This window comes from Pseudomonas sp. MPB26, assembly GCF_046605355.1.
In the GTDB taxonomy this organism is placed as follows: Bacteria; Pseudomonadota; Gammaproteobacteria; order Pseudomonadales; family Pseudomonadaceae; genus Aquipseudomonas; species Aquipseudomonas cedrina.
Genome location: NZ_CP176793.1, coordinates 578911 through 602664, shown reverse-complemented (window position 1 = coordinate 602664; position 23754 = coordinate 578911). Strand labels below are relative to the sequence as shown.

Genomic DNA, 23754 nt, shown 5'->3' with positions numbered 1-23754 from the left:
CCGATGGGTTTCAATCTTTCTGAATGGGCGTTGCGTAATCGCCAGATCGTACTGTTCCTGATGATCCTGCTGGCCGTGGTCGGCACCTTGTCCTACTCCAAGCTGGGACAAAGTGAAGACCCACCGTTCACCTTCAAGGCGATGGTGATCAAGACCAACTGGCCCGGCGCGACAGCCCAGGAGGTCTCGCGGCAAGTCACCGAACGCATCGAGAAAAAACTCATGGAGACCGGTGAGTACGAACGCATTGTCTCCTTCTCGCGCCCCGGTGAGTCCCAGGTCACGTTTATAGCGCGCGACGCCATGCATTCGGCGCAGATCCCTGAGTTGTGGTACCAGGTGCGCAAGAAGATCAGCGACATCCGCCAGACTTTGCCGCCGGATATCCAGGGGCCGTTTTTCAACGATGAATTCGGCACCACCTTTGGCAATATCTACGCGCTGACCGGCGATGGTTTCGACTACGCCGTGCTCAAGGACTACGCAGACCGCATCCAGATACAACTGCAGCGTGTAGCGGATGTGGGTAAGGTCGAGCTGCTCGGCCAGCAGGACGAAAAGATCTGGATCGAACTGTCCAACCTCAAACTCGCCACCCTCGGCTTGCCCTTGGCGGCGGTGCAACAGGCATTACAGGAACAGAATGCGGTCTCCACCGCCGGCTTCTTTGAAACGCCGAGCGAACGCGTGCAACTGCGGGTGTCGGGTAACTTCCAGACCGTCGAAGAAATCCGCGACTTCCCGTTACGCGTAGGTGACCGAACCTTGCGCATCGGCGACGTGGCCGAGATCCACCGTGGTTTCAATGACCCACCGGCACCGCGCATGCGCTTCATGGGGGCGGATGCCATTGGCCTGGCCGTGGCCATGCGTGACGGCGGTGACATTCTGGTCCTGGGCAAAGCGCTGGAGGGCGAGTTCGCACGCCTGCAGAAGAACCTTCCGGCGGGCATGGAGCTGCGCAAGGTGTCGGACCAACCGGCGGCGGTGAAAACCAGCGTTGGCGAATTCGTGCAGGTGTTGGCCGAAGCCTTGGCCATCGTGCTGCTGGTGAGTTTCTTCTCCCTCGGCGTTCGCACCGGCATGGTAGTGGCCCTGGCGATTCCGCTGGTGCTGGCGATGACGTTCGCCACCATGTATTACTTCGGCATCGGCCTGCACAAGATCTCGCTTGGGGCCCTGGTGCTGGCGTTGGGCTTGCTGGTGGATGACGCCATCATCGCCGTGGAAATGATGGCGATCAAAATGGAGCAGGGGTATGACCGGCTCAAGGCCGCCAGCTTCGCCTGGACCAGCACCGCGTTCCCGATGCTCACGGGTACGCTGATCACGGCGGCGGGCTTCCTGCCGATTGCCACCGCGCAGTCGAGCACCGGCGAATACACCCGTTCGATTTTCCAGGTAGTGACCATTGCGTTGCTCGCTTCCTGGGTCGCCGCCGTGGTGTTCGTGCCTTACCTGGGCGAAAAACTCCTGCCGGACCTGGCGAAGATTCACGCAGCCAAGCACGGCACCGATGGCCCGGATCCCTACGGCACACCTTTCTACCAGCGCGTCAGACGCGTGGTGGAGTGGTGCGTGCGGCGGCGTAAAACCGTGATTGTGCTGACCTTGCTGCTGTTTATCGGCTCGGTCGTCCTGTTCCGTTTCGTGCCACAGCAGTTCTTTCCGGCGTCCGGCCGTCTGGAACTGATGGTTGACCTGAAGCTGGCCGAAGGCACCTCATTGAGCAACACCGCAGAGCAGGTCAAGCGCCTGGAAGCGCTGCTCAAGGAGCACGCCGGCATCGACAACTACGTGGCCTATGTGGGCACCGGTTCGCCGCGCTTTTACTTGCCGCTGGACCAGCAGTTGCCGGCCGCCAGTTTTGCCCAGTTTGTCGTAGTGGCTAAAACCATCGAGGAGCGTGAAACCCTGCGCACTTGGCTGATCGAAACCCTCAACGAACAATTCCCCGACCTGCGTTCACGGGTCACGCGTCTGGAAAACGGCCCGCCCGTGGGCTACCCGGTGCAGTTTCGCGTGACTGGCGAGCATATCGAAGAGGTGCGTGCCCTCGCACGCAAAGTGGCGGCCAGGGTTCGCGAGAATACCCATGTGGTCAATGTGCACCTGGACTGGGAAGAGCCCAGCAAGATCGTCTACCTCAATATCGACCAGGACCGCGCCCGTGCCCTCGGCGTGAGCACGGCCGACCTGTCGAAATTCCTGCAGCGTTCGTTGACCGGCTCCAGCGTCAGTCAATACCGGGAGGACAACGAGTTGATCGAGATTCTCCTGCGCGGCACTGTGCAGGAACGTACCGAACTGTCATTGCTGCCCAGCCTGGCCGTGCCTACCGCCAACGGCAAGAGCGTAGCCTTGTCACAGATCGCCACCCTCGAATACGGCTTCGAAGAGGGCATCATCTGGCACCGCAACCGCTTGCCAACGGTGACCGTCCGCGCGGACATCTATGGCAAGGAGCAACCGGCGACGTTGGTCCAGCAGATCCTGCCGACCCTCGAAGGCGTGCGTGCCGAGCTGCCGGATGGCTACCTGCTGGAGGTCGGCGGTACGGTCGAGGACTCGGCCCGTGGCCAGAACTCGGTCAAGGCCGGCGTGCCGCTGTTTATCGTGGTGGTGCTGACCCTGCTGATGCTGCAACTGCGCAGCTTCTCGCGCACGGCCATGGTGTTTCTGACCGCGCCGTTGGGGCTGATTGGTGTGACCTTGTTCCTGCTGGTATTCCGCCAGCCTTTCGGCTTCGTGGCGATGCTGGGCACCATCGCCCTGTCCGGCATGATCATGCGCAATTCGGTGATTCTGGTGGATCAGATCGAACAGGACATCAAGGCCGGGCTGGCACCGTGGCAAGCGATCATCGAAGCCACCGTCCGACGCTTCCGCCCGATTGTGCTGACCGCCCTGGCGGCGGTGCTGGCAATGATTCCGCTGTCGCGCAGTGTGTTCTTCGGGCCGATGGCAGTGGCGATCATGGGTGGGTTGATCGTGGCGACGGCGTTGACGTTGTTGTTTCTGCCGGCGCTGTATGCTGGATGGTTTCGCGTCAAGAACGAGGCTCGGCCATAACAAAGGGGTATTGGCTATGAGGCGTGTGTAATACGCATGCGCCTGATGAACGTTGGGAAAAGTGGGAAATGCCTGAAATCCAATAACTGCTTTAAAGCCTGAATGACGCCCACTCTAATTATCTAGAAGTTGGGTAGCTTTTTGTCGACCGTTTTAATAATTGACGTATTGGTGTCGGCCAGTGGCGTGATTTTTTGCAGCGTCAGGTCCAAATGTCCCACCGACTCTGTATAGAGATGGCAAACGAAACTGTCTTCTCCGGTTATTTTGTAGCACACCACGCATTCGCTCATGTTTGTAAGTAACTGTTCCACCTCCTGGAACTTTCCCGTCAGGGGTTTAACCCTGACTAGTGCCTGCAGTACATACCCCAATGCCTCGGCGCCCAGTTCGACGCCGAACCCGACGATGATACCCGCCACCTCCAAACGCTTGAGGCGCTCGCTGCAACCTGGCGCGGACAGACCCACCTGACGACCCAGTGCGCGAATAGACGTGCGTGCGTTCTGATGAAGGGCAACAATCAGCGCGCTATCAATAGAGTCTAATTTATGGCCGCTCTTTGTAAGCTTTTTCATTAGGGAGACCTTACGAACATTGATGAAATAGCGTGAAATTATTACATACCACAGATCCCTCAAAAAAGAATGGATTTTTTTAAGTATCCTGCCTATGGTTTTTGTGCAGTCATGCGCAGTACTGTGTTGTTTTTTTGACTTAATCTATTTATCGAGGAATTCAAATGAACTACGTACTTGATGAGGCTCGTCTGCAACAATACCATGCCGATAATTTTTCCGAAAAAAGAGTGTTTGCGTTGCGTAATGAATTTTCGCGTAATGGCTTTATAAAATTGCGCGATATCGTCGATGACGCATTACGCGAAACAATAACTGCGGATGTCCATAGTCTGATCGAGCGCCAACTCGAACGTCGTGACCTGCACTTGGCAACAACCGATAACACACCGCGCTACATGAGCGTGGTACGCAGTGAATTTATTGCTGAAAACAGCCCGTTGATCGGTGCGCTGTCCAAATCCGACGTGCTACTCGGCACGTTGTCTTTAATCGCCAACACGCGGATCGTCGCTTCCGTTTCCCAGGATGAGGAGTTCCTGATCACAAAGCAGGAGCGCAAAGGCGATACCCATGGCTGGCATTGGGGTGACTACAGTTTCGCGTTGATCTGGATCATTGAGACACCTCCCATCGCCAAGGGCGGCATGTTGCAATGTGTGCCTCATACCTCATGGGATAAATCCAATCCCAGGATTCACGAACTGTTGTGCAGTAACCCGATTGCCACTTATGGCTTCACGACAGGGGATATTTATTTCCTGCGCACGGATACCACGCTGCACCGCACAATTCCACTGAATGAAGATGCCACTCGCATCATCCTGAACATGACATGGGCTGCTGAAAAAGATCTCTCCAGAAACCTGCACGGCAATGATCGCTGGTGGGAAGACCAACACGCAGAGGCTGCAAAAAGCCTGGCATAGAGCACTGAAATTCCACCCACGGGATGACGATCATGCACGATATTCGCTGCTTGCAGCACGCCAGTACCTTACTCAAACAGGCGCAGTCGCACGCGGCCATGGCTGACCTGGTTCGCGCGGCGGTAGTTCGTAATGAACAATGGCGCGGGCAGCAGTGCATTAACCTTGTGGCCGCCGAGTCACCGACCAGCCCGTCCGTGCGCGCCTTGCTGTCCAGTGAGGTCGGCACGCGCGCTTCGGGCGGGCATATTGGACGTGACAACCGTTTTTTCTCCGGTATGAAGAATATCGACGAGCTGGAATCGCTTTGCGTGGAATTATTGAAAACCACGTTTCGCGTCCAGCACGCCGATCATCGGCTGATGGGGGGCATGGCAGCCGTTCTGGCGGCGTACACGGCTTTGACCCGTCCCGAAGACAATGTCATGACCGTACCGGTGATTAGGGGAGGCGATACCAGCAATCGGACCAATGGCCCGCCTGGTGTAAGGGGGCTCAAGGTTTGGGATGTTCCCTTTGTGCACAAGACCAGTGATATCGATCTCACGCGTTTGGGCGAAGTTGCCCAAACCCTCAAGCCAGCCGTGATTGGCCTCGGCATGACATTGACCCTGTTTCCCCTGCCGGTGGCTGACATCAAAGGCATCGTTTCACCCTGGGGTGGAAAGGTCTACTTCGACGCCGCCCACCAATTGGGCTTGATCAGTGCCGGCCTGTTTCAGGACCCGCTGGCGGAAGGTGCGGACCTGATGACCGGTTCTTCCGGAAAAACGTTCAGCGGCCCCCAGGGCGGTGTGATCGTGTGGAATGAGACGGCGTTGACGGCACCTGTGCATGAGGCGATTTTCCCCACGCTGACCGGCAGTCACCAGATCAACCGGGTGGCGGCACTCGCGGTGGCTGCCACCGAGATGCTGGAGTACGGGCAGGCTTATATGAAGCAAGTCGTGAGTAACGCACAGGCGCTGGCCACGCACTTGGATCGTAGGGGCGTGACCGCTTTTTATAGAGAGCAGGGTTACACCCGTACTCATCAGATTGTGATCGATTCAAAGCCTTTTGCCAGCGGACGTGAGGCCGTGCAGCGCCTGGAGGCGGCCAATATCATTACCAACGAAATGCCACTGCCGTGGGATACGGACCCTTACAAGGAATCGGGTATTCGCCTGGGTACTGTCGAAGTGACTCGGCTGGGCATGAAAGAGCGGGAGATGGCGTGGATCGCCGACCAGATTGTCAGCGTATTGCTGCATAAAGAGGATCCGATGGCGGTGGCTAACGGAGTGATCGATTTCATGAAGAACTTCAGAACTGTCTATTACTGCCATGAGAACGGACTACCCCGCTAGTCATTCTCAAAGGAGGCTCATATGCCCGACACCGTCGTTTCCGTTTATCAGGCCACGTTGACCTTTGCCGTCGCTGCCATCGCGTTGCTCGCCAGTCCCGGTCCGGCAACATTGGCACTGGCGGCAAGTGGCGCCGCTTATGGCCTGAAACGTTCGGTTGGGTTTTTCGCCGGGATTACGCTGGGCTTGGTGATTGCCATGACATTGGTTGCCACGGGACTCTATGTGGTGTTGCACAGCTTTCCGATAGTGGCGACGGTGCTGACCGTCCTCTCCATCTTTTATATTGTTTGGCTGGCTTATCGCATTGGAACTGCGCCACCCATCAAGGATGAACAAGCCGTCGTCACGCCAGGCTGGGGAGCCGGTTTTTTTCTGGGAGCCGCCAACATCAAGGCTTATGCCGCGTTTGCGGCGCTGCTGGGCAGTTTTACCCTGGGTACGGCGCCAGCCTGGGAACAAGCGATGAAGGCTTTGATTTGTCTGTTGGTTTGCGTGGTGTTCGATTTCCTATGGTTATTTGCGGGGAGCAAGTTGCGCCGATTATTCATCCATCCCACTTGGAGCCGAGTACTCAACGTCAGCTTTGCGATTTTAATGATAGCGACGGTCGCCTGGTCCTTCACGCTGACGCAGTAGCGCTATCGGTGGAAAAACGCTATATCATTTCCCGCCGAGGATTTACCCATGCTTGGAACCGTTTCTGCATTGGCGCTGCTGTTGGTAGTGCCTGGCCCGACCAACACGCTGTTGCTGCGCGCAGGGGTGTTGTTTGGCTTCATGGCGTCCTGGCGGCTGGCGTTCATCGAGTGCGTGGCGTATCTGATACAGGTATCGGTGTGGGGTGGCTCGCTGCTCTACCTGTCAGCCTGGTCGCCGTGGGTGGTTAAAGCGACGCAACTGGCCGCTGCATGCTATCTGCTCTTTCTCTCCTGCTCGTTGTGGCAGCGCAAGAATGGCGGAGGCAATCCTGACCGCGACCGCTTTTCAGGGCCGTCTTTCTTTTTGCTGACGGTGATGAATCCCAAGGGCTTACTGATCGTTTCATTCATCGCGCCGATGGATGCCTTCGTGACCCTGCACGGGTATGCCGCCTTCATGAGCACCCTGGCGTTGGTCATCATACCGGTGGGCTCCACGTGGATTCTGTTTGGCAGCCGAATCACCGGTACAAACAAGACTTGGCTGACGCCCCTGAAGATTAACCGGGCAACCTCAATTGCAATCGGGTGCTTTGCGACACTGATGATGGGGCGTCTGGCTGGTTCGGTCCTGCATTAGGAGCGCTCCCGGTTGCGGGGAACGCTCCGCTCGGGGTTTACAGCGCCCCGAATACCTTCTTCGCCAAACTGGTCGCCGCAGCCGCAGGGTTCTCGCGGATGGTTTCTTCCTGCTTGGCAATCATTTTGAACAAGCCATCCAGCGCCTGCTCGGTCACGTAGTTTTCGACGTTGGCGCTCTTGGCGTCCACCGCGCCAAAGGCTGCGGCTTTGCCGGCCAGGGCGTTGTACTGCTGGGCGACACCGACCTTGTCGGTGGCGGCCTTGACGATCGGCAGGAACTTGGCGCGGATCTGTTCGCGGCTGCTTTTGTTCAGGTACTGGGTGGCGGAATCCTGGCCACCACTGAGGATGCCCTTGGCGTCGGTCACGCTCATGTTCTTGACGGCGTTGACCAGGATCGGCTGGGCCTGGGTCACGGCGGTTTCCGCTGCCTTGTTCATGCTGGTTTCCAACTGCGTGACCTGGTCACCCATGCCGAACATTTTCAGCTTGTCGGCGACCTTTCCCAGCTTGCCAGGCAGGCCGATCTTCACCTCCGGGTTATTGCTGAAACCGCCGGGAACGCCCAATTGCTTCACGGCGATCTGCGCGCCTTGGGTCAGGGCGTCCTTGAGGCCGCCGCTGGCGTCGCCCTGGGACAGGCTGCTCAAGTCCAGAGCCATTGCGTTGGCGCCCAACAGCAGGCCGGCACACAGGGCAGTGAGACGAAGGGATTTACGGAGCATGGGTGCTTCCTTTTGCTATGGCTTATGTTCTAGAGGCTATCAATGGGTCACAGCGTCAACGCGCACGCGCAACGGTTGCGGATCCTGGCCGTTGAGCTGCACGGCGTGGCGTTCGGTGGTGATGAACATTAGCTTGCCATCCACCTCGATGCGAGCGCTCACCGAATAACGGTGGCCAGGTTTGATTTGGTCCGGGTCGTAGCTCAGGTGAAACGGCAGCGGCACCTGGCCTTTGACCGGGCCTTTCTGCTCGGCCAGGGTGACGGCCGGGGCGTCCATCAAAGACACGTCCTGCAGGCTGACGCTCAAGGTTGCGGTCGGCGGCAAGGCGATGCGTTGCAGGTAGAACACTTCGCCGTCGAGACTGGCCTTCGGGGTGGGACTCATGGACTGGCAGGCTCCAAGCAGGGCGGTGAAGCCCAGGAGAATGATCTTTTTCATGGTGCAGCTCCTTTTCAACGGCGCCGGCATTTCACCGGCTCCGGTTTAAATCTAGCGGGTTTCCTCAGGATTGAGCGCTTGCGGTTCCACCTGCGCTTCGGCTGCACCATCTACACGATGCAGGGCTACCTGGCGGATCGACAGGCGAATCTCCGCCGGTAGCACGCGCTTGGCGGCGCCTTCGGCCAGTTCGCCGAGCAGGTCGTGGTAACTCAACTTGCCGGCCTCATCGCGGCGCAGCACATCTTGCTCCAGCAAGGTCTGGATGAAATGTCGGAAAAGGCTCTTGTCAAAGAACTCCGGGGCATTGAGGCCATGCAGGATCGACAGGCGCTGGGCCATGATCGTGCACAGGTCTTCAAGTTCCTCGGCGCTGATGCTGTTCTGGCCGCTGTTGAGCAGCAGCGAAATCGCCATATAGAAGCGTTGCAAGGTCTGGGCGATGCTCTTGGAGAGCAACGTCAGCAATACAAAATGCCGCGAGCTCGGCGCCGGGCGCAGGTAGACGTTTTTCTCGAAACGCAGCAGGCCTTGCTCGACGAATGCCTCCAGCCACTGGTCGATGACCGTGTCCAGCTCTTCCAGCGACCAACGGATAAATAGCTCCGACTGCAGATACGGATACAGCGCGTGGGTGTAGCGCAGGATCTGGTCGCGGCTCATCCGCGAGCTGCTCTGGAAGAAGCTCGCGAGAAGGGCCGGCAGCGCAAAGATGTGCAGCACGTTATTGCGGTAGTAGGTCATCAGGACAGCGTTCTGCTCGTCCAGGTACAGAATCTTGCCCAGGGCATCACTCTGTTCCGACAGCAGGTCCATGTCTTTCACATGCTTGATCAGCGCCAGGCCGTCGCCCTCGGGCAGGGTGGTATGGGGCGAGTAAGGCACGCGGCGCAGCAGCGCCAGGTACAGGTCCAACTGGCGCGCCATGGCTTGTTCGTCCAGGGCCAGGCGCGTGGTGGACAGCAGCGCCAGGGCCACCAGGTTCACCGGGTTCACTGCCGCGGCTTCGTTCAAATGGCGCGCCACTTGTTCGCTGAGGCGGTGGGTGGTTTCGTTGAGCCAGGCTGGCTTGTAGTTCGGGCCCAGGTCCTGGGAACGCCAGTCCGGTTGCTCGGCGTCGAGGAATTCGGCCAGCTTGATCGGCTCGCCGAAGTTGACCGCGACCTGGCCAAAGCGCTGCTTGAGCGCGCCGACCACTTTGAAAATATCGAAGATCGACTCTTTCTTCTTGCTCGCGCCGCGCAGCTCACCCAGGTAGGTGCGGCCTTCGAGCACGCGCTCATAGCCGATATACACCGGCACAAACACGATGGGCATGCGCGAGGAGCGCAAGAAACTGCGCAGGGTAATCGCGAGCATCCCGGTCTTCGGCTGCAGCATGCGCCCGGTGCGCGAGCGGCCGCCTTCGACGAAGTACTCCACCGGAAAGCCCTTGGTGAACAGGGTGTGCAGGTATTCGTTGAACACCGAGGTGTACAACGGGTTGCCCTTGAAGGTGCGGCGCATGAAAAACGCACCACCACGGCGCAGCAGGCTGCCGATCACCGGCATGTTCAGGTTGATCCCGGCGGCGATATGCGGCGGCGTCAGGCCATTCTTGAACAGCAGGTAGGACAGCAACAGGTAGTCGATATGGCTGCGGTGGCAAGGTACGTAGATCACTTCGTACCCTTGGGCAACCTTTTGCACACCTTCGATGTTGTTGACCTTGATGCCGTCGTAGATCTTGTTCCAGAACCAGCTCAGCACCACTTCCAGAAAACGGATCGCCGTGTAGGTGTAATCCGAAGCGATCTCGTTGCCGTAGCGCAGGGCCTGGGCCTTGGCTTTTTCCGGGGAGATTTTTTCCCGCTCGGCTTCGTCCGCGATGGCTTGGCGTACCAGCGGCATGTTGACCAGGCCTTTCACAAGGTTACGCCGGTGGGACAGGTCGGGGCCGATCACCGCAGTCTTCAGGTTACGAAAATGCACACGCAGGATGCGCTGGGCCATGCGCACGGTGCGTTCGTGGCCTTTATTGTGCTCGATCAATTCACGCAGGTTGATAGGCGCGGAGAATTGCACACGGGTCTTGCGACCGAGGATCAGGATGCTCAACAACCGGCGCAGACGCCCGGTGACCGCCCAGCTATCGGCGAACAACAGCTTCCACGGGCTGGACTCGCTCTCGGGAGATTGCCCCCAGAACACGCTGACGGGAATGATTTGTGCATCCTCTTCGGCGTGCTCGGCCAGGGTGTTGACCAGCCGGGTCAGGGTCGGCGGTGCGCCGCGCTTGTCCTGGCGGCCAAGCCAGTCCGGTTCCGGCGTGAGGTAGAAGAACGCCGCCGGTTCCATCAGCGGCCCTACCGACACCGGCAGCACCGGGCGCGGCAGGCCGGCCTTGGTGCACTCGGCGTCGACCACGGCCAACTCGCTGAGGGAGGGCGATTGCAGGACATAGAACACCGGCCGGCTGCGGTCCAGGTTGAGGGTTAGGGACGACTGGTTGATCGTCTCTGAGCGAACCCAGAGGTACAACAGTCGGCGCAAGGTGCCAAACACTAGACGGCGGAACGGAGAGCGGGTCATAGGCGTGCTGCTTCAAGTGGAAAAAACCGAGCAGGCGCTCGGGCGCGTAGTGTGCCGTATTCGCCGAAAATCGGCAAAAAAGCAGCGATGTAAACTTGAGTTGATCGTTTTTGAGCCTGTCTTATACTCGGCAGTTCAACACCGCTCACTCAACAATAAAAATGCATGTGGGAGTAAGACAGATGGCAGAGCGCGAAACCGGTAATGTGAAGTGGTTCAACGATGCAAAGGGCTATGGGTTTATCCAGCGCGACGACGGCAAGGATGTGTTCGTACACTACCGCGCCATTCGTGGTGAGGGCCACCGTTCCCTGGCTGAAGGCCAGCAGGTGGAATACGCCGTGGTGACCGGCGAGAAGGGCTTGCAGGCGGAGGATGTGGTGGGCCTGTAAAGACCTCGGGCTGGTAACCCAACCCATGTGGGAGCTGGCTTGCCTGCGATAGCATCACTGCGGTCTTACTGACAGACCGAGGTGTCTGCATCGCAGGCAAGCCAGCTCCCACATTTCGATTGGGTTTGCAGGTTTGAGTCAGGCAGTTTTCCAGGTGATCTCTTCTTCACCGTCCGCGCTGATGCGCATCCAGCGATCGGCACTTTCTTCACCTTCTTCCTCAACCCAGGTCCCCGGTGCACAACGCACTTCCACGTTCAGCGCGGCAAACGCGGCGCGGGCACAGGCGATGTCGTCGTCCCATGGGGTCTGGTCGCTTTCCAGGTACAGGCTGTTCCATTTGCCTACCGCTTTGGGCAACCAGGTCACAGGCACGTCGCCAGCCTTGCACTTGTAGGTCTGGCCCTTCTGGACCCAGTCGGTGCACGGGCCCAGGGCGGCGCCCAGCCAGGCGGCGATGGCTTTGTGGTCGACGTCGGCGTCCTTCAGGTAAATCTCGATATCGGGTTGGCGCATGGATGTTCCTCGTTGCGGGATTCGAAAATCCATTCGCGGAAAAAAGTCGTTTATTGAAGCACGAAATAGTCGTAGCGCATCGACACAGTGACCAGCAGCGGTTCGGCCGCCTCGATCACCTGGCTGCGGCGCTCGGCACTGGCGCGCCAGCCGTGGGGCGTCATGGCCAACAGGTTGGCGCGGTCCTGGGGTTCGGCCAGGCTCAGCGTGAACGCCAGGGTTTCGCTGTGCGCCAGGCTCATGCCGTCCGGTACCAGGGCCAGGTGCTTGTCGTCGGTGTACTCGCGCACTTCGTCGTACAGGCGTTCGCGCAGTTCCATCAGGTGGCCGCTGGTCGGCCCGACCTTCATCAAGCCGCCGCCCGGGCTCAGCAGGCGCTTGGCCTCCTGCCAGTCCAGCGGGCTGAACACGCTGGCCAGGAACTGGCAGCTGGCGTCGGCCAACGGCACTCGAGCCATGCTCGCGATCAACCAGGTCAGCGCCGGGTTGCGCTTGCAGGCGCGCTTGACCGCTTCCCTGGAGATATCCAGCGCGTAGCCGTCGGCATGGGGCAGGGCCGCGGCGATTTGCGCGGTGTAGTAACCCTCGCCACAACCGATGTCGACCCAACGCGACGGGGCACGTTCAGCGGCCAGCTCGGCCAGGCGCTTGGCCACTGGGGCATAGTGTCCGGCGTTGAGGAAGTCGCGGCGCGCCTCGACCATGGCCAGGTTGTCGCCCGGATCGCGGCTGTTCTTGTGCTGCACCGGCAACAGGTTCAGGTAACCCTGGCGCGCACGGTCGAAACGGTGCCCGGCCGGGCAGGCCACGCCATTGTCCACCACGTTGAGCGGTGCGCTGCAAAGGGGGCAGGCGAGCATCAGGCGAGCAACTTGATCAGGGTCTGGTAATAGATGTCGGTCAGCACGTCGAGGTCGCTGGCGAGAATGCGCTCGTTGACCTGGTGGATCGTCGCGTTGACCGGGCCCAGCTCGACCACTTGGGTGCCGAGGGTCGCGATAAAGCGTCCGTCAGACGTGCCGCCGCTGGTGGAGGCCTTGGTTTCGCGCCCGGTTATGGCCTTGATGCTTGCCGATACCGCATCCAGCAGTGCACCCGGTTCGGTGAGGAAGGGCAGGCCCGACAGCGCCCACTCCACGTGCCAGTCCAGGCCATGCTTGTCGAGAATCGCCGCAACGCGTTGTTGCAGGCCTTCGACGGTCGATTCGGTCGAGAAGCGGAAGTTGAACACCGCTGTCAGGTCGCCGGGGATCACGTTGGTCGCGCCGGTGCCGGAATTGAGATTGGAGATCTGGAAGCTAGTCGGCGGGAAAAAGGTATTGCCGTCATCCCAGTGCTCGGCGGCCAGTTCGGCCAAGGCGGGCGCCGCCAGGTGGATCGGGTTCTTCGCCAGGTGCGGGTAGGCCACGTGACCTTGCACACCGCGTACGGTCAGGGTGGCGCCGAGGGAGCCGCGCCGGCCGTTCTTGACCACATCGCCCACCAGCGTGGTGCTTGAGGGTTCGCCGACGATGCACCAGTCCAGGCGCTCCTTGCGTGCGGCCAGGCGTTCGATCACGGCCTTGGTGCCGTGATGCGCCGGGCCTTCTTCATCGCTGGTGATCAGGAACGCCACCGAACCCTTGTGGTCGGGATAGTCGCTGACGAAACGCTCCGCAGCGACCAGCATGGCTGCCAGGCTGCCTTTCATGTCCGCCGCGCCACGCCCGCAGAGCATGCCGTGTTCATCGATCAGTGCGTCGAACGGGTCGTTCTGCCATGCCTGCACCGGGCCGGTCGGCACCACGTCGGTATGGCCGGCAAAGCACAGCACCGGGCCGTCGTGTTTGCCATGGGTGGCCCAGAAGTTGTCCACCTCGAAGATGCGCATCGGCTCGAGCGCAAACCCGGCGTCGCCCAGGCGCTGCATCATCAGCTTCTGGCAATCGGCGTCAATCGGCGTGACCGACGGGCGACGGATCAGGTCGATGGCAAGTTGAAGGGTCGGCGAAAGGTCGGCATGGGCCGTCATGGGAAAACTCCGGGAAGCATTTTATGGGCGCTGGACGAATGTACAGAATCTGAAACGACGCAGATCCACTGTGGGAGCTGGCTTGCCTGCGATACAGACGCTGCGGTCTGGCGGGCACACCGCGGCGATGCCATCGCAGGCAAGCCAGCTCCCACAGGGAACAGCGTCAGGCCAAGTCTCACAAACGGCCGTTATCTTATAGCAAAACGGCGGCCAGAGGCCGCCGTTTAGTGCATTGCGCAGGTTTTTACAGCGCTGTAACAGGCTCAACCTTCGCCGCAGGCTTGGGCAGCGAAGACAGGAACGCCATCACCAGCGCCGCCACATACGGCAGCGACTGCACCAGCAACATCACCACCCAGAAGCGCATGTCATTGCTCGGCAGGCCCTGCACCAGGTAGATCCCCAGCGCCGCGCCCCACAACAGCAGCATGATGAACATTTCTTCGCGGGCTTCGGAAATCGCGACCCAGAAGCCGTGGTTATCCGCGTTTTTCGGTGTGCGAAAGAACGGAATGCTGGTGGTGAAAAAACCATACAGCACCGCCTTGGCGATGGTGTGCGACAACGCCAGGCCGGCCAGGGCCGCACAAAATGCGTCCTTGAGATTGACCCCCACCGCACGGCGGTAGAGGAAAATGATCTTGCCGACCTTGAACACGAACAGCGCCAGCGGCGGGATCGCGAAAATCAGCAGCGGCGGATCAACCCGCGTCGGCACGATGATCATCGCCGCCGACCACAGCAGGGCACCGACGGTGAAGAAAATATTCATGCCATCCGCCACCCACGGCAGCCAGCCCGCGAGGAAGTGATAGCGCTGGCCACGGGTCAGCTCGGTGTCCTTGCCGCGCAACAGGCTGGCGGTGTGGCGCTTGATGATCTGGATTGCGCCGTAGGCCCAGCGGAAACGCTGTTTCTTGAAGTCGATGAAGGTATCCGGCATCAAGCCCTTGCCGTAGCTGTCGTGGTAATACGCCGCCGACAGGCCTTTCTCGAATACGCGCAGGCCCAGTTCGGCGTCTTCGCAGATACACCAGTCGGCCCAGCCCAGTTCCTCGAGCACCGAGCGGCGGGTCATGGTCATGGTGCCGTGCTGGATGATCGCGTCGCGGTCGTTGCGGGTGACCATGCCGATGTGGAAGAAACCCTTGTACTCCGCATAGCAGAGCTTCTTGAAGGTGCTTTCGTTCTGGTCGCGATAGTCCTGGGGCGATTGCACCACGGCGATTTTCGGGTCGGCGAAATGCGGCACCATGTGTTTGAGCCAATTGGGCGACACGCAGTAGTCGGAGTCGATCACCGCGATCACTTCGGCATCCTTGGCGGTGTGCGGGATCAGGTAGTTCAGCGCGCCACCCTTGAAACCGGCCAGGGGCGCGACGTGGAAGAATTTGAAGCGCGGGCCGAGGGTTTCGCAGTAGTCGCGCACCGGTTCCCACACTGCCGGGTCCTTGGTGTTGTTGTCGATGATCAGGACTTCGTAGTCCGGGTAATCGAGGGCGGCCAGGGCGTCGAGGGTCTGTTTGACCATGTCCGGCGGCTCGTTGTAGCACGGCACATGGATCGATACTTTCGGGCGGTAGTCCGAATCCCCCACTACCGGCAGGAATTCACGCCGGCGCTTGTGAGTCCACACCGCTTCCGCCAGTTCGTGGGCTTCGGTCAGCAGCACGATAAACACGCCCAGGGCGCCAAGGGCCAAGAGAATGCCCACGGTGACGCTGAACCAGGTGCTGTATTGCTGGCTGTAGTCGTAGCCGATCCACACCAGCACCGAACCGCACAGGAACGCGATAAAGGTGAGGAAGGTCCGGCCACGCTGGCGCAGTGCCGAGCCATCGATCATCAACAGGGTCAGCGACAGCAACGCGAGTACCACCGAACCGATGGCCAGTACGCGCCATTGCGGGATCGCGACCACCGGGCCTTCAAAGTTGAATTTCTGCTGGCGCGAGGCGTTGAACACGCCCCAGTAAGCGCCCGCCGAGCCTTCGTCGCTGACTTTCCACGGCTGATCGAAGGCCTCGATCACGAAGTAGTTGAACCCCTGGCGGTTGAGCTTGTTCACCAGGGTGCGCAGGTAAACCGCCTGGTCTGCTGGCGAAGTTTCATTGCCACCGCGCATGCGCCCGTTGCTCGGCCAGCCAACCTCCGACAGCAGCAGCGGCTTTTTCGGGAACAACTTCTTCAGATCCTTGGCGCGGTCGAGCACGTACTGGCCGGCCTTGTCCATCGGGATGTATTCCCAGAACGGCAGGATGTGCGCGGCGATCAGGTCGACGTGCTTGGCCAGTTCCGGGTGCTTTTCCCAGATGTGCCATTGCTCGGACGTCGTCACCGGTACTTTCACGGCGGCGCGCACCCGGTCCAGCAGCACGATCAGCGCCTCGGGGGTAATCTCTTCGCGGAACAGGGCTTCGTTACCGACCACCACGCGCACGACACTGCGCGAGCTGTTAGCGATTTCGATGGCGCGTTGGATTTCCCGCTCGTTGCGTTCAAGGTCCGGGCTGATCCAAATTCCCAGGGTCACACGCAGGCCGAATTCTTCCGCCAGCTTGGGGATATCGCCCAGGGTGCCGTCGACCGAGTAGGTACGGATGTTATCCGTCAGCTTGCTCATGATCTCGAGGTCGCGACGCATCTCGTCGTCGCTCGGGTATTGGGCTTTCTGTGGGTACTGGCCTTGCTGGAACGGCGAGTAGGAGAACCCAGAGATCTGTTCAGGCCAGTTGGGGGCGGTTACCGGGCGGTTGATCAACGCCCAGAAACCGGTGAACAGCGCGGCAATTGCCAGCACGATCACCAGGTTGAGTCCAAATTTACGCGATGCCATGGCTATTTCGGGTTCCAAAGGGTGTGGAACGAAAAGAGGTGTCGGCCTACGCCGAACGGCGCGCATCCTACACCGGCCTTTCCCCGACCGTACAGCAAGCAGAGAAAAACCGGACGTTAGTCAGCGAAAGGCCATCTAAGTTCTTTACTTGTAGCCTGTCGCTTCGAACTTGTCGCTGTGTAGTCCATAATGCGCGCCGGTTTTTAGGGTAATGGTCATGAGCACAGAAGATCCGCGGTTTGCAGGCGTTGCCCGCTTGTATGGCATTGAAGGCCTGGAGCGTTTGAAAGCGGCCCATGTGGCGATCGTCGGCGTCGGCGGCGTAGGCTCGTGGGCGGCGGAAGCGATGGCCCGTTGCGGGGTAGGCGAGATTTCGCTGTTTGACCTGGACGACGTCTGCGTGAGCAACAGCAACCGCCAGTTGCATGCGCTGGACAGCACCGTCGGCAAGCCCAAGGTCGACGTGATGGCCGAGCGCCTGCGCGGCATCAACCCCGATTGCACGGTGCATGCGGTGGCGGACTTTGTGACTCGCGACACCATGGCCGAATACATCACGCCCGATATCGATTGCGTGATCGACTGCATCGATGCCGTCAACGCCAAGGCCGCGCTGATTGCCTGGTGCAAGCGGCGCAAGATCCAGATCATCACTACTGGCGGCGCGGGTGGGCAGATCGACCCGACGCTGATCCAGGTGTGCGACCTGAACCGTACGTTCAATGACCCGCTAGCGTCGAAAGTGCGCTCCACCTTGCGCCGCGATTATGGCTTTTCGCGTACCGTCACCCGCCATTACAGCGTGCCTTGCGTGTTTTCCACCGAGCAGCTGCGTTATCCCAAGCCGGATGGCAGCATCTGTTTGCAGAAGAGTTTTGTCGGCGACGGGGTGAAGCTGGACTGTGCCGGTGGGTTTGGTGCAGTGATGATGGTGACGGCCACGTTCGGCATGGTGGCGGCGACCAAGGCGGTGGACAAAATCGTGGCCGGGGTGCGCAGACCATCGGAGCGGGTCAAGCCCGCCTGAATCTCAAACCTTGGCACAGATCAAAATGTGGGAGCGGGCTTGCTCGCGAATGCAGAGTGTAGTGAGCGGGCTTGTCCCGCGCTGGGCTGCGAAGCCGCCCCAATAAAAACACCGCCGACCTCCAGGTAGAACCGATTCGCCTGGTTTGGGGCGGCTTCGCCACCCAGCGCGGGGCAAGCCCGCTCACTACACTCTGCATTCGCGAGCAAGCCCGCTCCCACATTTAGTTTTGTGCATGACTCAAGGTTCGCATACGTTGCAGGACGGCATTCAGGCCGTTACTGCGTGAGGGTGATAGCTGCCGCGACAGCCCCAGTTGTGCAAACCACTCCGGCAAATCAACCGTCTGCAATTCAGCCGCCGACAACCCGTTGACCCGCGCCAGCAGCAACGCCACCAACCCGCGAATCATCCGCGCGTCGCTGCTCGCGGTGAACTGCCACTGGCCATCTTGCAGACGGCCCACTAGCCACACCAGGCTTTCACAGCCCTGCACCAGATTGGCCTCGATCTTCTCTTCGTCGGCCAAAGCGGGCAAGCGTTCGCCCCATTGCATCAGCATGCGTGCGCGCTGTTCCCAACTGCCGACAGCTTGAAAAGCCTCAAGCGCGTTGGCGGCTTCATTGGGCAAACTCATCGCAGCATGTCCAAGGCCTGGTCCAGCGCTTCAAAGAAACGTTCCAGGTCATCGGAGTCGTTATACAGCGCCAGAGACACCCGAATGGCCCCCGACAACTGCATCGCCTTGAGCAGCGGCATTGCGCAGTGATGGCCGGCGCGTACGGCAATGCCTTGCTCGGTAAGCAAGTGCGCAAGATCCGCGTTATGCACGCCATCGACGACAAAACTGACCAAGGCCACCTGGGGCGACCCGAGCACGTGCACGCCATTGCGCGCTTTCAGGCCGCGCAGCAGGTAGTCGTGCAGCGACGCTTCATGGGCGATCACGGCCTGTTGATCCAGTGAGCTGAGATAGTCCAGGCTCGCACCCAGGCCGATCACGCCGGCAATCGGCGGGGTACCGGCCTCGAAGCCCAACGGCGCGGGGCGAAAGCTCGCGCTGTGGTAATCCGCCTGTTGCACCATCTCGCCGCCAAACTGCCAGTGGCGCAGGTGGTGCAGGGCTTCGTTGCGGCCGAACAACACGCCGACGCCGTCCGGGCCGTACAGCTTGTGGCTGGAAAACACATAGAAGTCGCAGCCCAGGGCCCGCACGTCATGGCGGCCGTGGACAATGCCCTGGGCGCCATCGACCACGCTCAACGCGCCGTGTGCCTGGGCCAGCGCCAGCAGGGCGGGCAGCGGCTGCCAGGTGCCGAGCACGTTGGACAGTTGGCTCACCGCCAGCAGGCGGGTGCGTGGGCCGATCAGCTCGGCGGCCGCTTGCAGGTCGATCACGCCGTTATCATCCAGCGGTAGTACCACCAGCGTCAGCGCGCGACGTTTGGCCAGTTGCTGCCAGGGCAGCAGGTTGGCGTGGTGTTCCAGGGCGCTGATGGCAATCTCATCGCCCGCATTGAATAAGTGCTCAAGGCCGTAGGCCAAGAGGTTCAGCGCAGAGGTCGCGCCATGGGTGAACACGATCTGCCCGCTGTCACCTGCGTTCAGCCATTGCGCGACCTTGCTGCGGCTGTCTTCGAACGCCTGGGTCGCATGGGCACCTGGCAAATGCTGGGCACGGTGCACATTGGCTGCGCCATTGGCGTAGTAATGGCTGATGGCATCCAGCAGGGCCTGGGGCTTTTGCGTGGTGGCGGCGTTGTCCAGGTACGTCTGGTCTTGCCGTTGCAGGGTGGCGATAGCCGGGAAATCGGCGCGCCAGGGGGAGGGCACTAGCATGGTGTTCAAGACTCGTATAAGCGAGCCCCAGGGTCAGGGCCCGCCAGTGGCATCGAGTGGCTGCTTAGTTGTGAGCGTGCAGCGCTTCGTTCAGTTCGATGGCCGATTTGTGGGTTTTGCACTCCACGGCACCGGTCTCGGAGTTGCGGCGGAACAGCAGGTCCGGCTGGCCGGCCAATTCACGCGCCTTGACCACCTTGACCAGTTGGTTCTGCTCGTCCAGCAGCGCGACCTTGGTGCCAGCCGTGACATACAGGCCCGATTCCACGGTGTTGCGATCGCCCAGCGGGATACCGATACCGGCGTTGGCGCCGATCAGGCAGCCTTCGCCGACCTTGATCACGATGTTGCCGCCGCCCGACAGGGTGCCCATGGTGGAGCAGCCGCCGCCCAGATCCGAACCCTTGCCCACGAATACGCCAGCCGACACGCGGCCTTCGATCATGCCCGGGCCTTCGGTGCCGGCGTTGAAGTTGACGAAACCTTCGTGCATCACGGTGGTGCCTTCGCCCACATACGCACCCAGGCGGATACGCGCGGCGTCAGCGATACGCACACCGCTCGGCACCACGTAGTCGGTCATTTTCGGGAACTTGTCCACCGAGAACACTTCCAGCAGGTCGCCACGCAGGCGTGCTTCCAGCTGGCGCTCGGCCAGTTCATTGATGTCGATTGCGCCCTGGCTGGTCCAGGCCACGTTCGGCAGCTGTGGGAACACACCGGCCAGGTTCAGGCCATGGGGTTTGACCAAACGGTGGGACAGCAGATGCAGCTTGAGGTAGGCCTCGGGCGTGGACGTCAACGCGGCGTCTTCGGCCAGCAGGGTCGCCACCAGCGGCGTGTGGCTTTCAGCCAGGCGGCTGAGCAGGGCGGCCTGGGCAGTGTCGACGCCCTTGAGCGCGTCAGCCAGTTGCAGGGCCTGGGTCACGGTGAAGGTGATTGCCTGGTTGCCTGCGGTGTAGCCCAGGATCGGCGCGATGGCCGCGACGATTTCAGCCGATGGGTTGAGCAACGGTTGTGCGTAAAACACTTCCAGCCAAGCACCTTGGCGGTTCTGAGTGCCGACGCCGAAGCCCAGGCTGAACAGGGAATTGGACATGCGTTTACCTCTGTAAAAATGGTAAGGGCTGGCCTACTTGAGGGCCGCCGAATAGCTATCTGGCTTGAAGCCAATCAGGGTTCTGTCACCGAGATCAAGCACCGGGCGCTTGATCATCGAGGGTTGCGCGAGCATCAATTCAATGGCTTTCGACTGATCGAGATCGGCTTTGCGTTCGTCTTCGAGTTTGCGAAAGGTGGTGCCCGCACGGTTCAAAACCACCTGCCAACCGTGCTCATTGCACCATTGGGTCAAGTGTTCGCGGTCGATACCGGCCGTTTTGTAGTCGTGAAACTCATAGCTCACCGCGTGCTCATCGAGCCAGGTGCGCGCCTTTTTCATGGTGTCGCAGGCTTTGATGCCGAAAAGGTGCAACGTTTTGCTTGAAGCGGTCAAGGAATTGCCCCCTTTGAGCGAAGGAAAACGAAAGATCACGGATTATGCCACGGCCAGCGGCGTTGGGTGCCGATCGTCATGTCGGGCGTGCGACTTATGTGTAACTGCCCGCCGGCAGCATAGGCCACTAATATGGCACTTCAACGGCCAGTTGTTGCCTGAAGTGTGTCTTTGCTTGTTGATTGTCCTGGAACCTGCGTTATGCAAACCGCCTACACCGTGCTTATCCTGCTGATGCTGGTCAGCGTTTCGCGTCTGGTCGGACGTGTCATTCCCCTGCCGTTACCCTTGGTGCAGATCGCCGCAGGTGCCTTGCTGGCCTGGCCTACGCTGGGGTTGCATGTGGCGCTGGATCCGGAGTTGTTCCTCTTTCTATTCCTGCCTCCACTGTTGTTTTCCGATGGTTGGCGCATGCCCAAGCGTGAGTTGTGGCGCCTGCGCGGGCCGATCCTGACGCTGGCGGTGGGGCTCGTGCTCTTTACCGTGGTCGGTGCCGGTTACTTTATCCACTGGATTGTGCCGACCATCCCGCTACCGGTGGCCTTCGCGTTGGCGGCGGTGCTGTCACCGACGGATGCCGTGGCCGTGTCGGCCATTTCCCAGAACCGCTTGCCCAAGCCATTGATGCACATGCTCCAGGGCGAGGCGTTGATGAATGACGCGTCGGGCCTGGTGACGTTCAAGTTTGCGCTGGCAGCCGCATTGACTGGGGTATTTTCCCTGGCCGATGCAAGCCTCACGTTCGTCCTTGTGGCCGTCGGTGGCCTGGCGGTCGGCGTGGCATTGAGCTGGTTGGTCGGGCGCCTGCGTGCCTGGATGATTGCACGGGGTTGGGACGATCCGGCGACTCACGTGGTGTTTATGTTGCTGCTGCCATTCGCAGCCTACGTGCTGGCCGAGCGTTTGGGCGCATCGGGTATTTTGTCGGCGGTGGCGGCGGGCATGATGCAAAGCTGGCTCGATCTGCTGCCGCGCCAGACCAGCACGCGCTTGCTCAATCGCAGCGTGTGGGCGTTGCTGGAATTTGCCTTCAACGGCTTGATCTTCCTGCTGCTGGGACTGCAATTGCCGGACATCATCAAGGCGGTGGTGAGCCATGAGCCGACATTGTGGCCAGCGTTGTTCTACCGCTGCCTCGATGTGATCGCGATCTTCCTGGTGCTGGTGGTGTTGAGGTTTATCTGGGTGCAAAGCATCTGGCGATTGTCTGGGCTGCTACGCAGGTTGCGCGGCAAGAGTGAATTGACGCTGGTGCCGACGGCGCGTTCCTGCTGGTTGTTGACGGTAGGCGGAGTGCGCGGCGCTGTGACCCTGGCCGGTGTGATGTCGGTGCCGTTGCTGTTGGCGCCGGGCCAGAATTTCCCCGAGCGCGACCTGCTGATTTTTATTGCTGCCGGGGTGATCCTGCTGTCGCTGGTCGCTGCCTGCATTGCCTTGCCGCTGTTGTTGCGTGGTATCGAAAAAAGTCCGGACGAAAAGCGCCATAACGAAGTCCGTGAGGCTTGGAAGAAAACGGCCGTGGCCGCCATTCATGCCCTGGAAGCCGAGGAACCTGCGCAAACCGAAGCCCAGGACGCCGCCCAGGCCGCCCTCGCGACTGAGCTCAAGGCACGATTGATGTCGGAATATCGCCATCAGTTGGACGTGTTCAACGACTCGGCCGAAGCCCAGGCGCTGGCGCAGCAGATGGACCTCCTTGAACGCAAATTGCGCTTGAAGGCCCTGCGGGCGCAGCGGTTGGAGCTGTACAGCCTGAGCCGTCATCACCAGATTGGTGATGACGTGTTGCGCGAGGTACTGGCTGAACTGGATATGAGCGAGGCGAACCTGGGACTCAAGAAGTAGCGGGTACTGCCTTGGGGTAAGCTTTTTTTGCCCAGGCGATGTCGCCATCGCTCAGGGACCAGGATTCCGATTGACCCCAGCTTCCGTCAGTCAGACGGGGATCGATTTCATAGTGCATGACCGAGTCGCTATCGTAGGGCATGAAGCCGTATTGGCTGGAGCGAGGCAGGGGCAGCACGTTATTTTGTACCTTTTGCCGGTCCATCCCATCCGTACGCCTGTACCCCTCATACACCTTGCTCATATCCCACGGAATGTTGGCATCCGGGTGTTGATGAGCGTGATGCGCACCGAGCATGTGTCCGAATTCGTGCATCACCATGTATGCAAATCTGGGGTGCTTGTGGTCTCGTGGCAGTGACATGGTCGGGCTTGGGAGGGTGTCGAGCGCTTCTGTTCCAACTGCGGATGAACCACCCTTGTCGTCGTTTATATTCTGCGTGATGCGCACGTCACCATCCTCTCCAGAAACAAACTCGAACTTGAGATTGATGTGGGGCAGCCATTCGCTGGCGGCTTTTTTGACAGCCTGCACGTATTCATCGTCCATGTCGTAGTCATACATGGCGATTTTAATCGTGCTGTTTTGCGGCCAGTATCTGGCGGGTTCGCCAATGTTGCGCCGGCGTCTGGAAAGGCGTTCCGCCGAAGCGTCGGCATTTTCGGCGGATGAAGCCGTCGGCGGGTACTGGAAGGTAGTTGGTGGGGTGGCGCTTATCATGAGGCTCTCCTGCGACGTGGGGACGAATGTATGGATTTATTCGTCCAAGTCGCAGCAAAGTTCCGATCGTATTGCCTGGCCATGTAAGCCCGCGTTACCTGAGGTTAACGAGGGCCCGCGT

General features: G+C 60.1%; 21 protein-coding genes. 8 read left to right on the top strand and 13 right to left on the bottom strand.

Features of this window, described 5'->3' with window-relative positions; genetic code table 11:
- Nucleotides 1–3 precede the first annotated feature (3 nt).
- Nucleotides 4–3072 carry an efflux RND transporter permease subunit gene (locus ACLH0H_RS02845; RefSeq protein WP_411380892.1) on the top strand — a complete coding sequence of 1023 codons (3069 nt, stop codon included), beginning with the start codon at nt 4–6 and terminating at the stop codon, nt 3070–3072.
- Between the two features lie 122 nt (nt 3073–3194).
- Here ACLH0H_RS02845 and ACLH0H_RS02840 read toward each other — a convergent pair whose 3' ends face one another.
- The gene (locus ACLH0H_RS02840; protein ID WP_411380891.1) at nt 3195–3650 is read right to left on the bottom strand and encodes an Lrp/AsnC family transcriptional regulator; all 456 of its coding nucleotides are present in this window, start codon (nt 3648–3650) and stop codon (nt 3195–3197) included.
- A gap of 164 nt (nt 3651–3814) precedes the next feature.
- Between ACLH0H_RS02840 and ACLH0H_RS02835 the strand changes: the two genes are divergently transcribed.
- Genes ACLH0H_RS02835 through ACLH0H_RS02820 form a run of 4 tightly spaced genes read left to right on the top strand, consistent with a single transcriptional unit; the run spans nt 3815 to nt 7209 of the window.
- A complete protein-coding gene (locus tag ACLH0H_RS02835; RefSeq protein WP_411380890.1) occupies nt 3815–4579 on the top strand; it encodes an ArpA protein in 765 nt (254 codons plus the stop codon).
- 32 nt (nt 4580–4611) lie between these two features.
- On the top strand, nt 4612–5928 hold the full coding sequence (glyA, locus tag ACLH0H_RS02830; protein ID WP_411380889.1) for a serine hydroxymethyltransferase: 1317 nt from the start codon (nt 4612–4614) through the stop codon (nt 5926–5928).
- Nucleotides 5929–5949: 21 nt separating this feature from the next.
- On the top strand, nt 5950–6567 hold the full coding sequence (locus tag ACLH0H_RS02825) for a LysE family translocator (protein WP_411380888.1): 618 nt from the start codon (nt 5950–5952) through the stop codon (nt 6565–6567).
- 48 nt (nt 6568–6615) lie between these two features.
- Nucleotides 6616–7209, top strand: coding sequence for a LysE family translocator (locus ACLH0H_RS02820; RefSeq protein WP_411380887.1), 594 nt, complete (start codon nt 6616–6618; stop codon nt 7207–7209).
- Nucleotides 7210–7246: 37 nt separating this feature from the next.
- On the opposite strand, the gene ACLH0H_RS02815 is transcribed toward ACLH0H_RS02820, so the two are convergent.
- The 3 genes from ACLH0H_RS02815 to plsB are packed head-to-tail and all read right to left on the bottom strand — an operon-like array spanning nt 7247 to nt 10948.
- Nucleotides 7247–7936, bottom strand: coding sequence for a DUF4197 domain-containing protein (locus ACLH0H_RS02815; RefSeq protein WP_411380886.1), 690 nt, complete (start codon nt 7934–7936; stop codon nt 7247–7249).
- A gap of 39 nt (nt 7937–7975) precedes the next feature.
- Nucleotides 7976–8377 carry a YbaY family lipoprotein gene (locus ACLH0H_RS02810; RefSeq protein ID WP_411380885.1) on the bottom strand — a complete coding sequence of 134 codons (402 nt, stop codon included), beginning with the start codon at nt 8375–8377 and terminating at the stop codon, nt 7976–7978.
- Between the two features lie 51 nt (nt 8378–8428).
- Nucleotides 8429–10948, bottom strand: a complete 2520-nt coding sequence (gene plsB, locus ACLH0H_RS02805) for a glycerol-3-phosphate 1-O-acyltransferase PlsB (protein WP_411380884.1) — start codon at nt 10946–10948, stop codon at nt 8429–8431.
- A 182-nt stretch (nt 10949–11130) separates the two neighbouring features.
- Between plsB and ACLH0H_RS02800 the strand changes: the two genes are divergently transcribed.
- A complete protein-coding gene (locus ACLH0H_RS02800; RefSeq protein ID WP_169378542.1) occupies nt 11131–11340 on the top strand; it encodes a cold-shock protein in 210 nt (69 codons plus the stop codon).
- A gap of 138 nt (nt 11341–11478) precedes the next feature.
- On the opposite strand, the gene ACLH0H_RS02795 is transcribed toward ACLH0H_RS02800, so the two are convergent.
- From ACLH0H_RS02795 to ACLH0H_RS02780, 4 genes are all read right to left on the bottom strand, one after another.
- Nucleotides 11479–11856: a hypothetical protein gene (locus ACLH0H_RS02795; RefSeq protein ID WP_411380883.1), complete on the bottom strand. Its 378-nt coding sequence runs from the start codon at nt 11854–11856 to the stop codon at nt 11479–11481.
- A gap of 50 nt (nt 11857–11906) precedes the next feature.
- On the bottom strand, nt 11907–12716 hold the full coding sequence (locus ACLH0H_RS02790) for a putative RNA methyltransferase (protein WP_411380882.1): 810 nt from the start codon (nt 12714–12716) through the stop codon (nt 11907–11909).
- Nucleotides 12716–13867, bottom strand: coding sequence for a succinyl-diaminopimelate desuccinylase (gene dapE / locus ACLH0H_RS02785; protein ID WP_411380881.1), 1152 nt, complete (start codon nt 13865–13867; stop codon nt 12716–12718). The genes ACLH0H_RS02790 and dapE overlap by 1 nt, the downstream gene beginning before the upstream one ends.
- Before the next feature lie 247 nt (nt 13868–14114).
- The gene (locus ACLH0H_RS02780) at nt 14115–16706 is read right to left on the bottom strand and encodes a glycosyltransferase (protein WP_411380880.1); all 2592 of its coding nucleotides are present in this window, start codon (nt 16704–16706) and stop codon (nt 14115–14117) included.
- 217 nt (nt 16707–16923) lie between these two features.
- Between ACLH0H_RS02780 and tcdA the strand changes: the two genes are divergently transcribed.
- Nucleotides 16924–17733, top strand: coding sequence for a tRNA cyclic N6-threonylcarbamoyladenosine(37) synthase TcdA (tcdA, locus tag ACLH0H_RS02775; protein ID WP_411380879.1), 810 nt, complete (start codon nt 16924–16926; stop codon nt 17731–17733).
- 223 nt (nt 17734–17956) lie between these two features.
- Here the strand turns inward: tcdA and ACLH0H_RS02770 are convergent, their stop codons facing one another.
- The 4 genes from ACLH0H_RS02770 to ACLH0H_RS02755 all read right to left on the bottom strand — a co-directional run bounded on the left by ACLH0H_RS02770 (nt 17957) and on the right by ACLH0H_RS02755 (nt 21013).
- On the bottom strand, nt 17957–18370 hold the full coding sequence (locus ACLH0H_RS02770; protein WP_411380878.1) for a SufE family protein: 414 nt from the start codon (nt 18368–18370) through the stop codon (nt 17957–17959).
- Complete coding sequence (locus ACLH0H_RS02765) at nt 18367–19572, bottom strand: aminotransferase class V-fold PLP-dependent enzyme (RefSeq protein ID WP_411380877.1); 1206 nt, start codon at nt 19570–19572, stop codon at nt 18367–18369. The genes ACLH0H_RS02770 and ACLH0H_RS02765 overlap by 4 nt, the downstream gene beginning before the upstream one ends.
- Nucleotides 19573–19636: 64 nt before the next feature.
- On the bottom strand, nt 19637–20671 hold the full coding sequence (dapD, locus tag ACLH0H_RS02760; RefSeq protein ID WP_411380876.1) for a 2,3,4,5-tetrahydropyridine-2,6-dicarboxylate N-succinyltransferase: 1035 nt from the start codon (nt 20669–20671) through the stop codon (nt 19637–19639).
- 33 nt (nt 20672–20704) lie between these two features.
- Nucleotides 20705–21013 carry an arsenate reductase gene (locus ACLH0H_RS02755; protein ID WP_231982825.1) on the bottom strand — a complete coding sequence of 103 codons (309 nt, stop codon included), beginning with the start codon at nt 21011–21013 and terminating at the stop codon, nt 20705–20707.
- 255 nt (nt 21014–21268) lie between these two features.
- Between ACLH0H_RS02755 and ACLH0H_RS02750 the strand changes: the two genes are divergently transcribed.
- On the top strand, nt 21269–22912 hold the full coding sequence (locus tag ACLH0H_RS02750; RefSeq protein ID WP_411380875.1) for a Na+/H+ antiporter: 1644 nt from the start codon (nt 21269–21271) through the stop codon (nt 22910–22912).
- On the opposite strand, the gene ACLH0H_RS02745 is transcribed toward ACLH0H_RS02750, so the two are convergent.
- On the bottom strand, nt 22902–23633 hold the full coding sequence (locus ACLH0H_RS02745; RefSeq protein WP_411380874.1) for a M12 family metallopeptidase: 732 nt from the start codon (nt 23631–23633) through the stop codon (nt 22902–22904). The genes ACLH0H_RS02750 and ACLH0H_RS02745 overlap by 11 nt on opposite strands.
- Between the last annotated feature and the right edge of the window lie 121 nt (nt 23634–23754).

Coding starts and splice junctions, on each gene's coding strand:
- ACLH0H_RS02845 (WP_411380892.1), top strand. CDS start 4: ATGGGTTTCAATCTTTCTGAATGGGCGTTGCGTAATCGCCAGATCGTA.
- ACLH0H_RS02840 (WP_411380891.1), bottom strand. CDS start 3,650: ATGAAAAAGCTTACAAAGAGCGGCCATAAATTAGACTCTATTGATAGC.
- ACLH0H_RS02835 (WP_411380890.1), top strand. CDS start 3,815: ATGAACTACGTACTTGATGAGGCTCGTCTGCAACAATACCATGCCGAT.
- glyA (WP_411380889.1), top strand. CDS start 4,612: ATGCACGATATTCGCTGCTTGCAGCACGCCAGTACCTTACTCAAACAG.
- ACLH0H_RS02825 (WP_411380888.1), top strand. CDS start 5,950: ATGCCCGACACCGTCGTTTCCGTTTATCAGGCCACGTTGACCTTTGCC.
- ACLH0H_RS02820 (WP_411380887.1), top strand. CDS start 6,616: ATGCTTGGAACCGTTTCTGCATTGGCGCTGCTGTTGGTAGTGCCTGGC.
- ACLH0H_RS02815 (WP_411380886.1), bottom strand. CDS start 7,936: ATGCTCCGTAAATCCCTTCGTCTCACTGCCCTGTGTGCCGGCCTGCTG.
- ACLH0H_RS02810 (WP_411380885.1), bottom strand. CDS start 8,377: ATGAAAAAGATCATTCTCCTGGGCTTCACCGCCCTGCTTGGAGCCTGC.
- plsB (WP_411380884.1), bottom strand. CDS start 10,948: ATGACCCGCTCTCCGTTCCGCCGTCTAGTGTTTGGCACCTTGCGCCGA.
- ACLH0H_RS02800 (WP_169378542.1), top strand. CDS start 11,131: ATGGCAGAGCGCGAAACCGGTAATGTGAAGTGGTTCAACGATGCAAAG.
- ACLH0H_RS02795 (WP_411380883.1), bottom strand. CDS start 11,856: ATGCGCCAACCCGATATCGAGATTTACCTGAAGGACGCCGACGTCGAC.
- ACLH0H_RS02790 (WP_411380882.1), bottom strand. CDS start 12,716: ATGCTCGCCTGCCCCCTTTGCAGCGCACCGCTCAACGTGGTGGACAAT.
- dapE (WP_411380881.1), bottom strand. CDS start 13,867: ATGACGGCCCATGCCGACCTTTCGCCGACCCTTCAACTTGCCATCGAC.
- ACLH0H_RS02780 (WP_411380880.1), bottom strand. CDS start 16,706: ATGGCATCGCGTAAATTTGGACTCAACCTGGTGATCGTGCTGGCAATT.
- tcdA (WP_411380879.1), top strand. CDS start 16,924: ATGAGCACAGAAGATCCGCGGTTTGCAGGCGTTGCCCGCTTGTATGGC.
- ACLH0H_RS02770 (WP_411380878.1), bottom strand. CDS start 18,370: ATGAGTTTGCCCAATGAAGCCGCCAACGCGCTTGAGGCTTTTCAAGCT.
- ACLH0H_RS02765 (WP_411380877.1), bottom strand. CDS start 19,572: ATGCTAGTGCCCTCCCCCTGGCGCGCCGATTTCCCGGCTATCGCCACC.
- dapD (WP_411380876.1), bottom strand. CDS start 20,671: ATGTCCAATTCCCTGTTCAGCCTGGGCTTCGGCGTCGGCACTCAGAAC.
- ACLH0H_RS02755 (WP_231982825.1), bottom strand. CDS start 21,013: ATGAAAAAGGCGCGCACCTGGCTCGATGAGCACGCGGTGAGCTATGAG.
- ACLH0H_RS02750 (WP_411380875.1), top strand. CDS start 21,269: ATGCAAACCGCCTACACCGTGCTTATCCTGCTGATGCTGGTCAGCGTT.
- ACLH0H_RS02745 (WP_411380874.1), bottom strand. CDS start 23,633: ATGATAAGCGCCACCCCACCAACTACCTTCCAGTACCCGCCGACGGCT.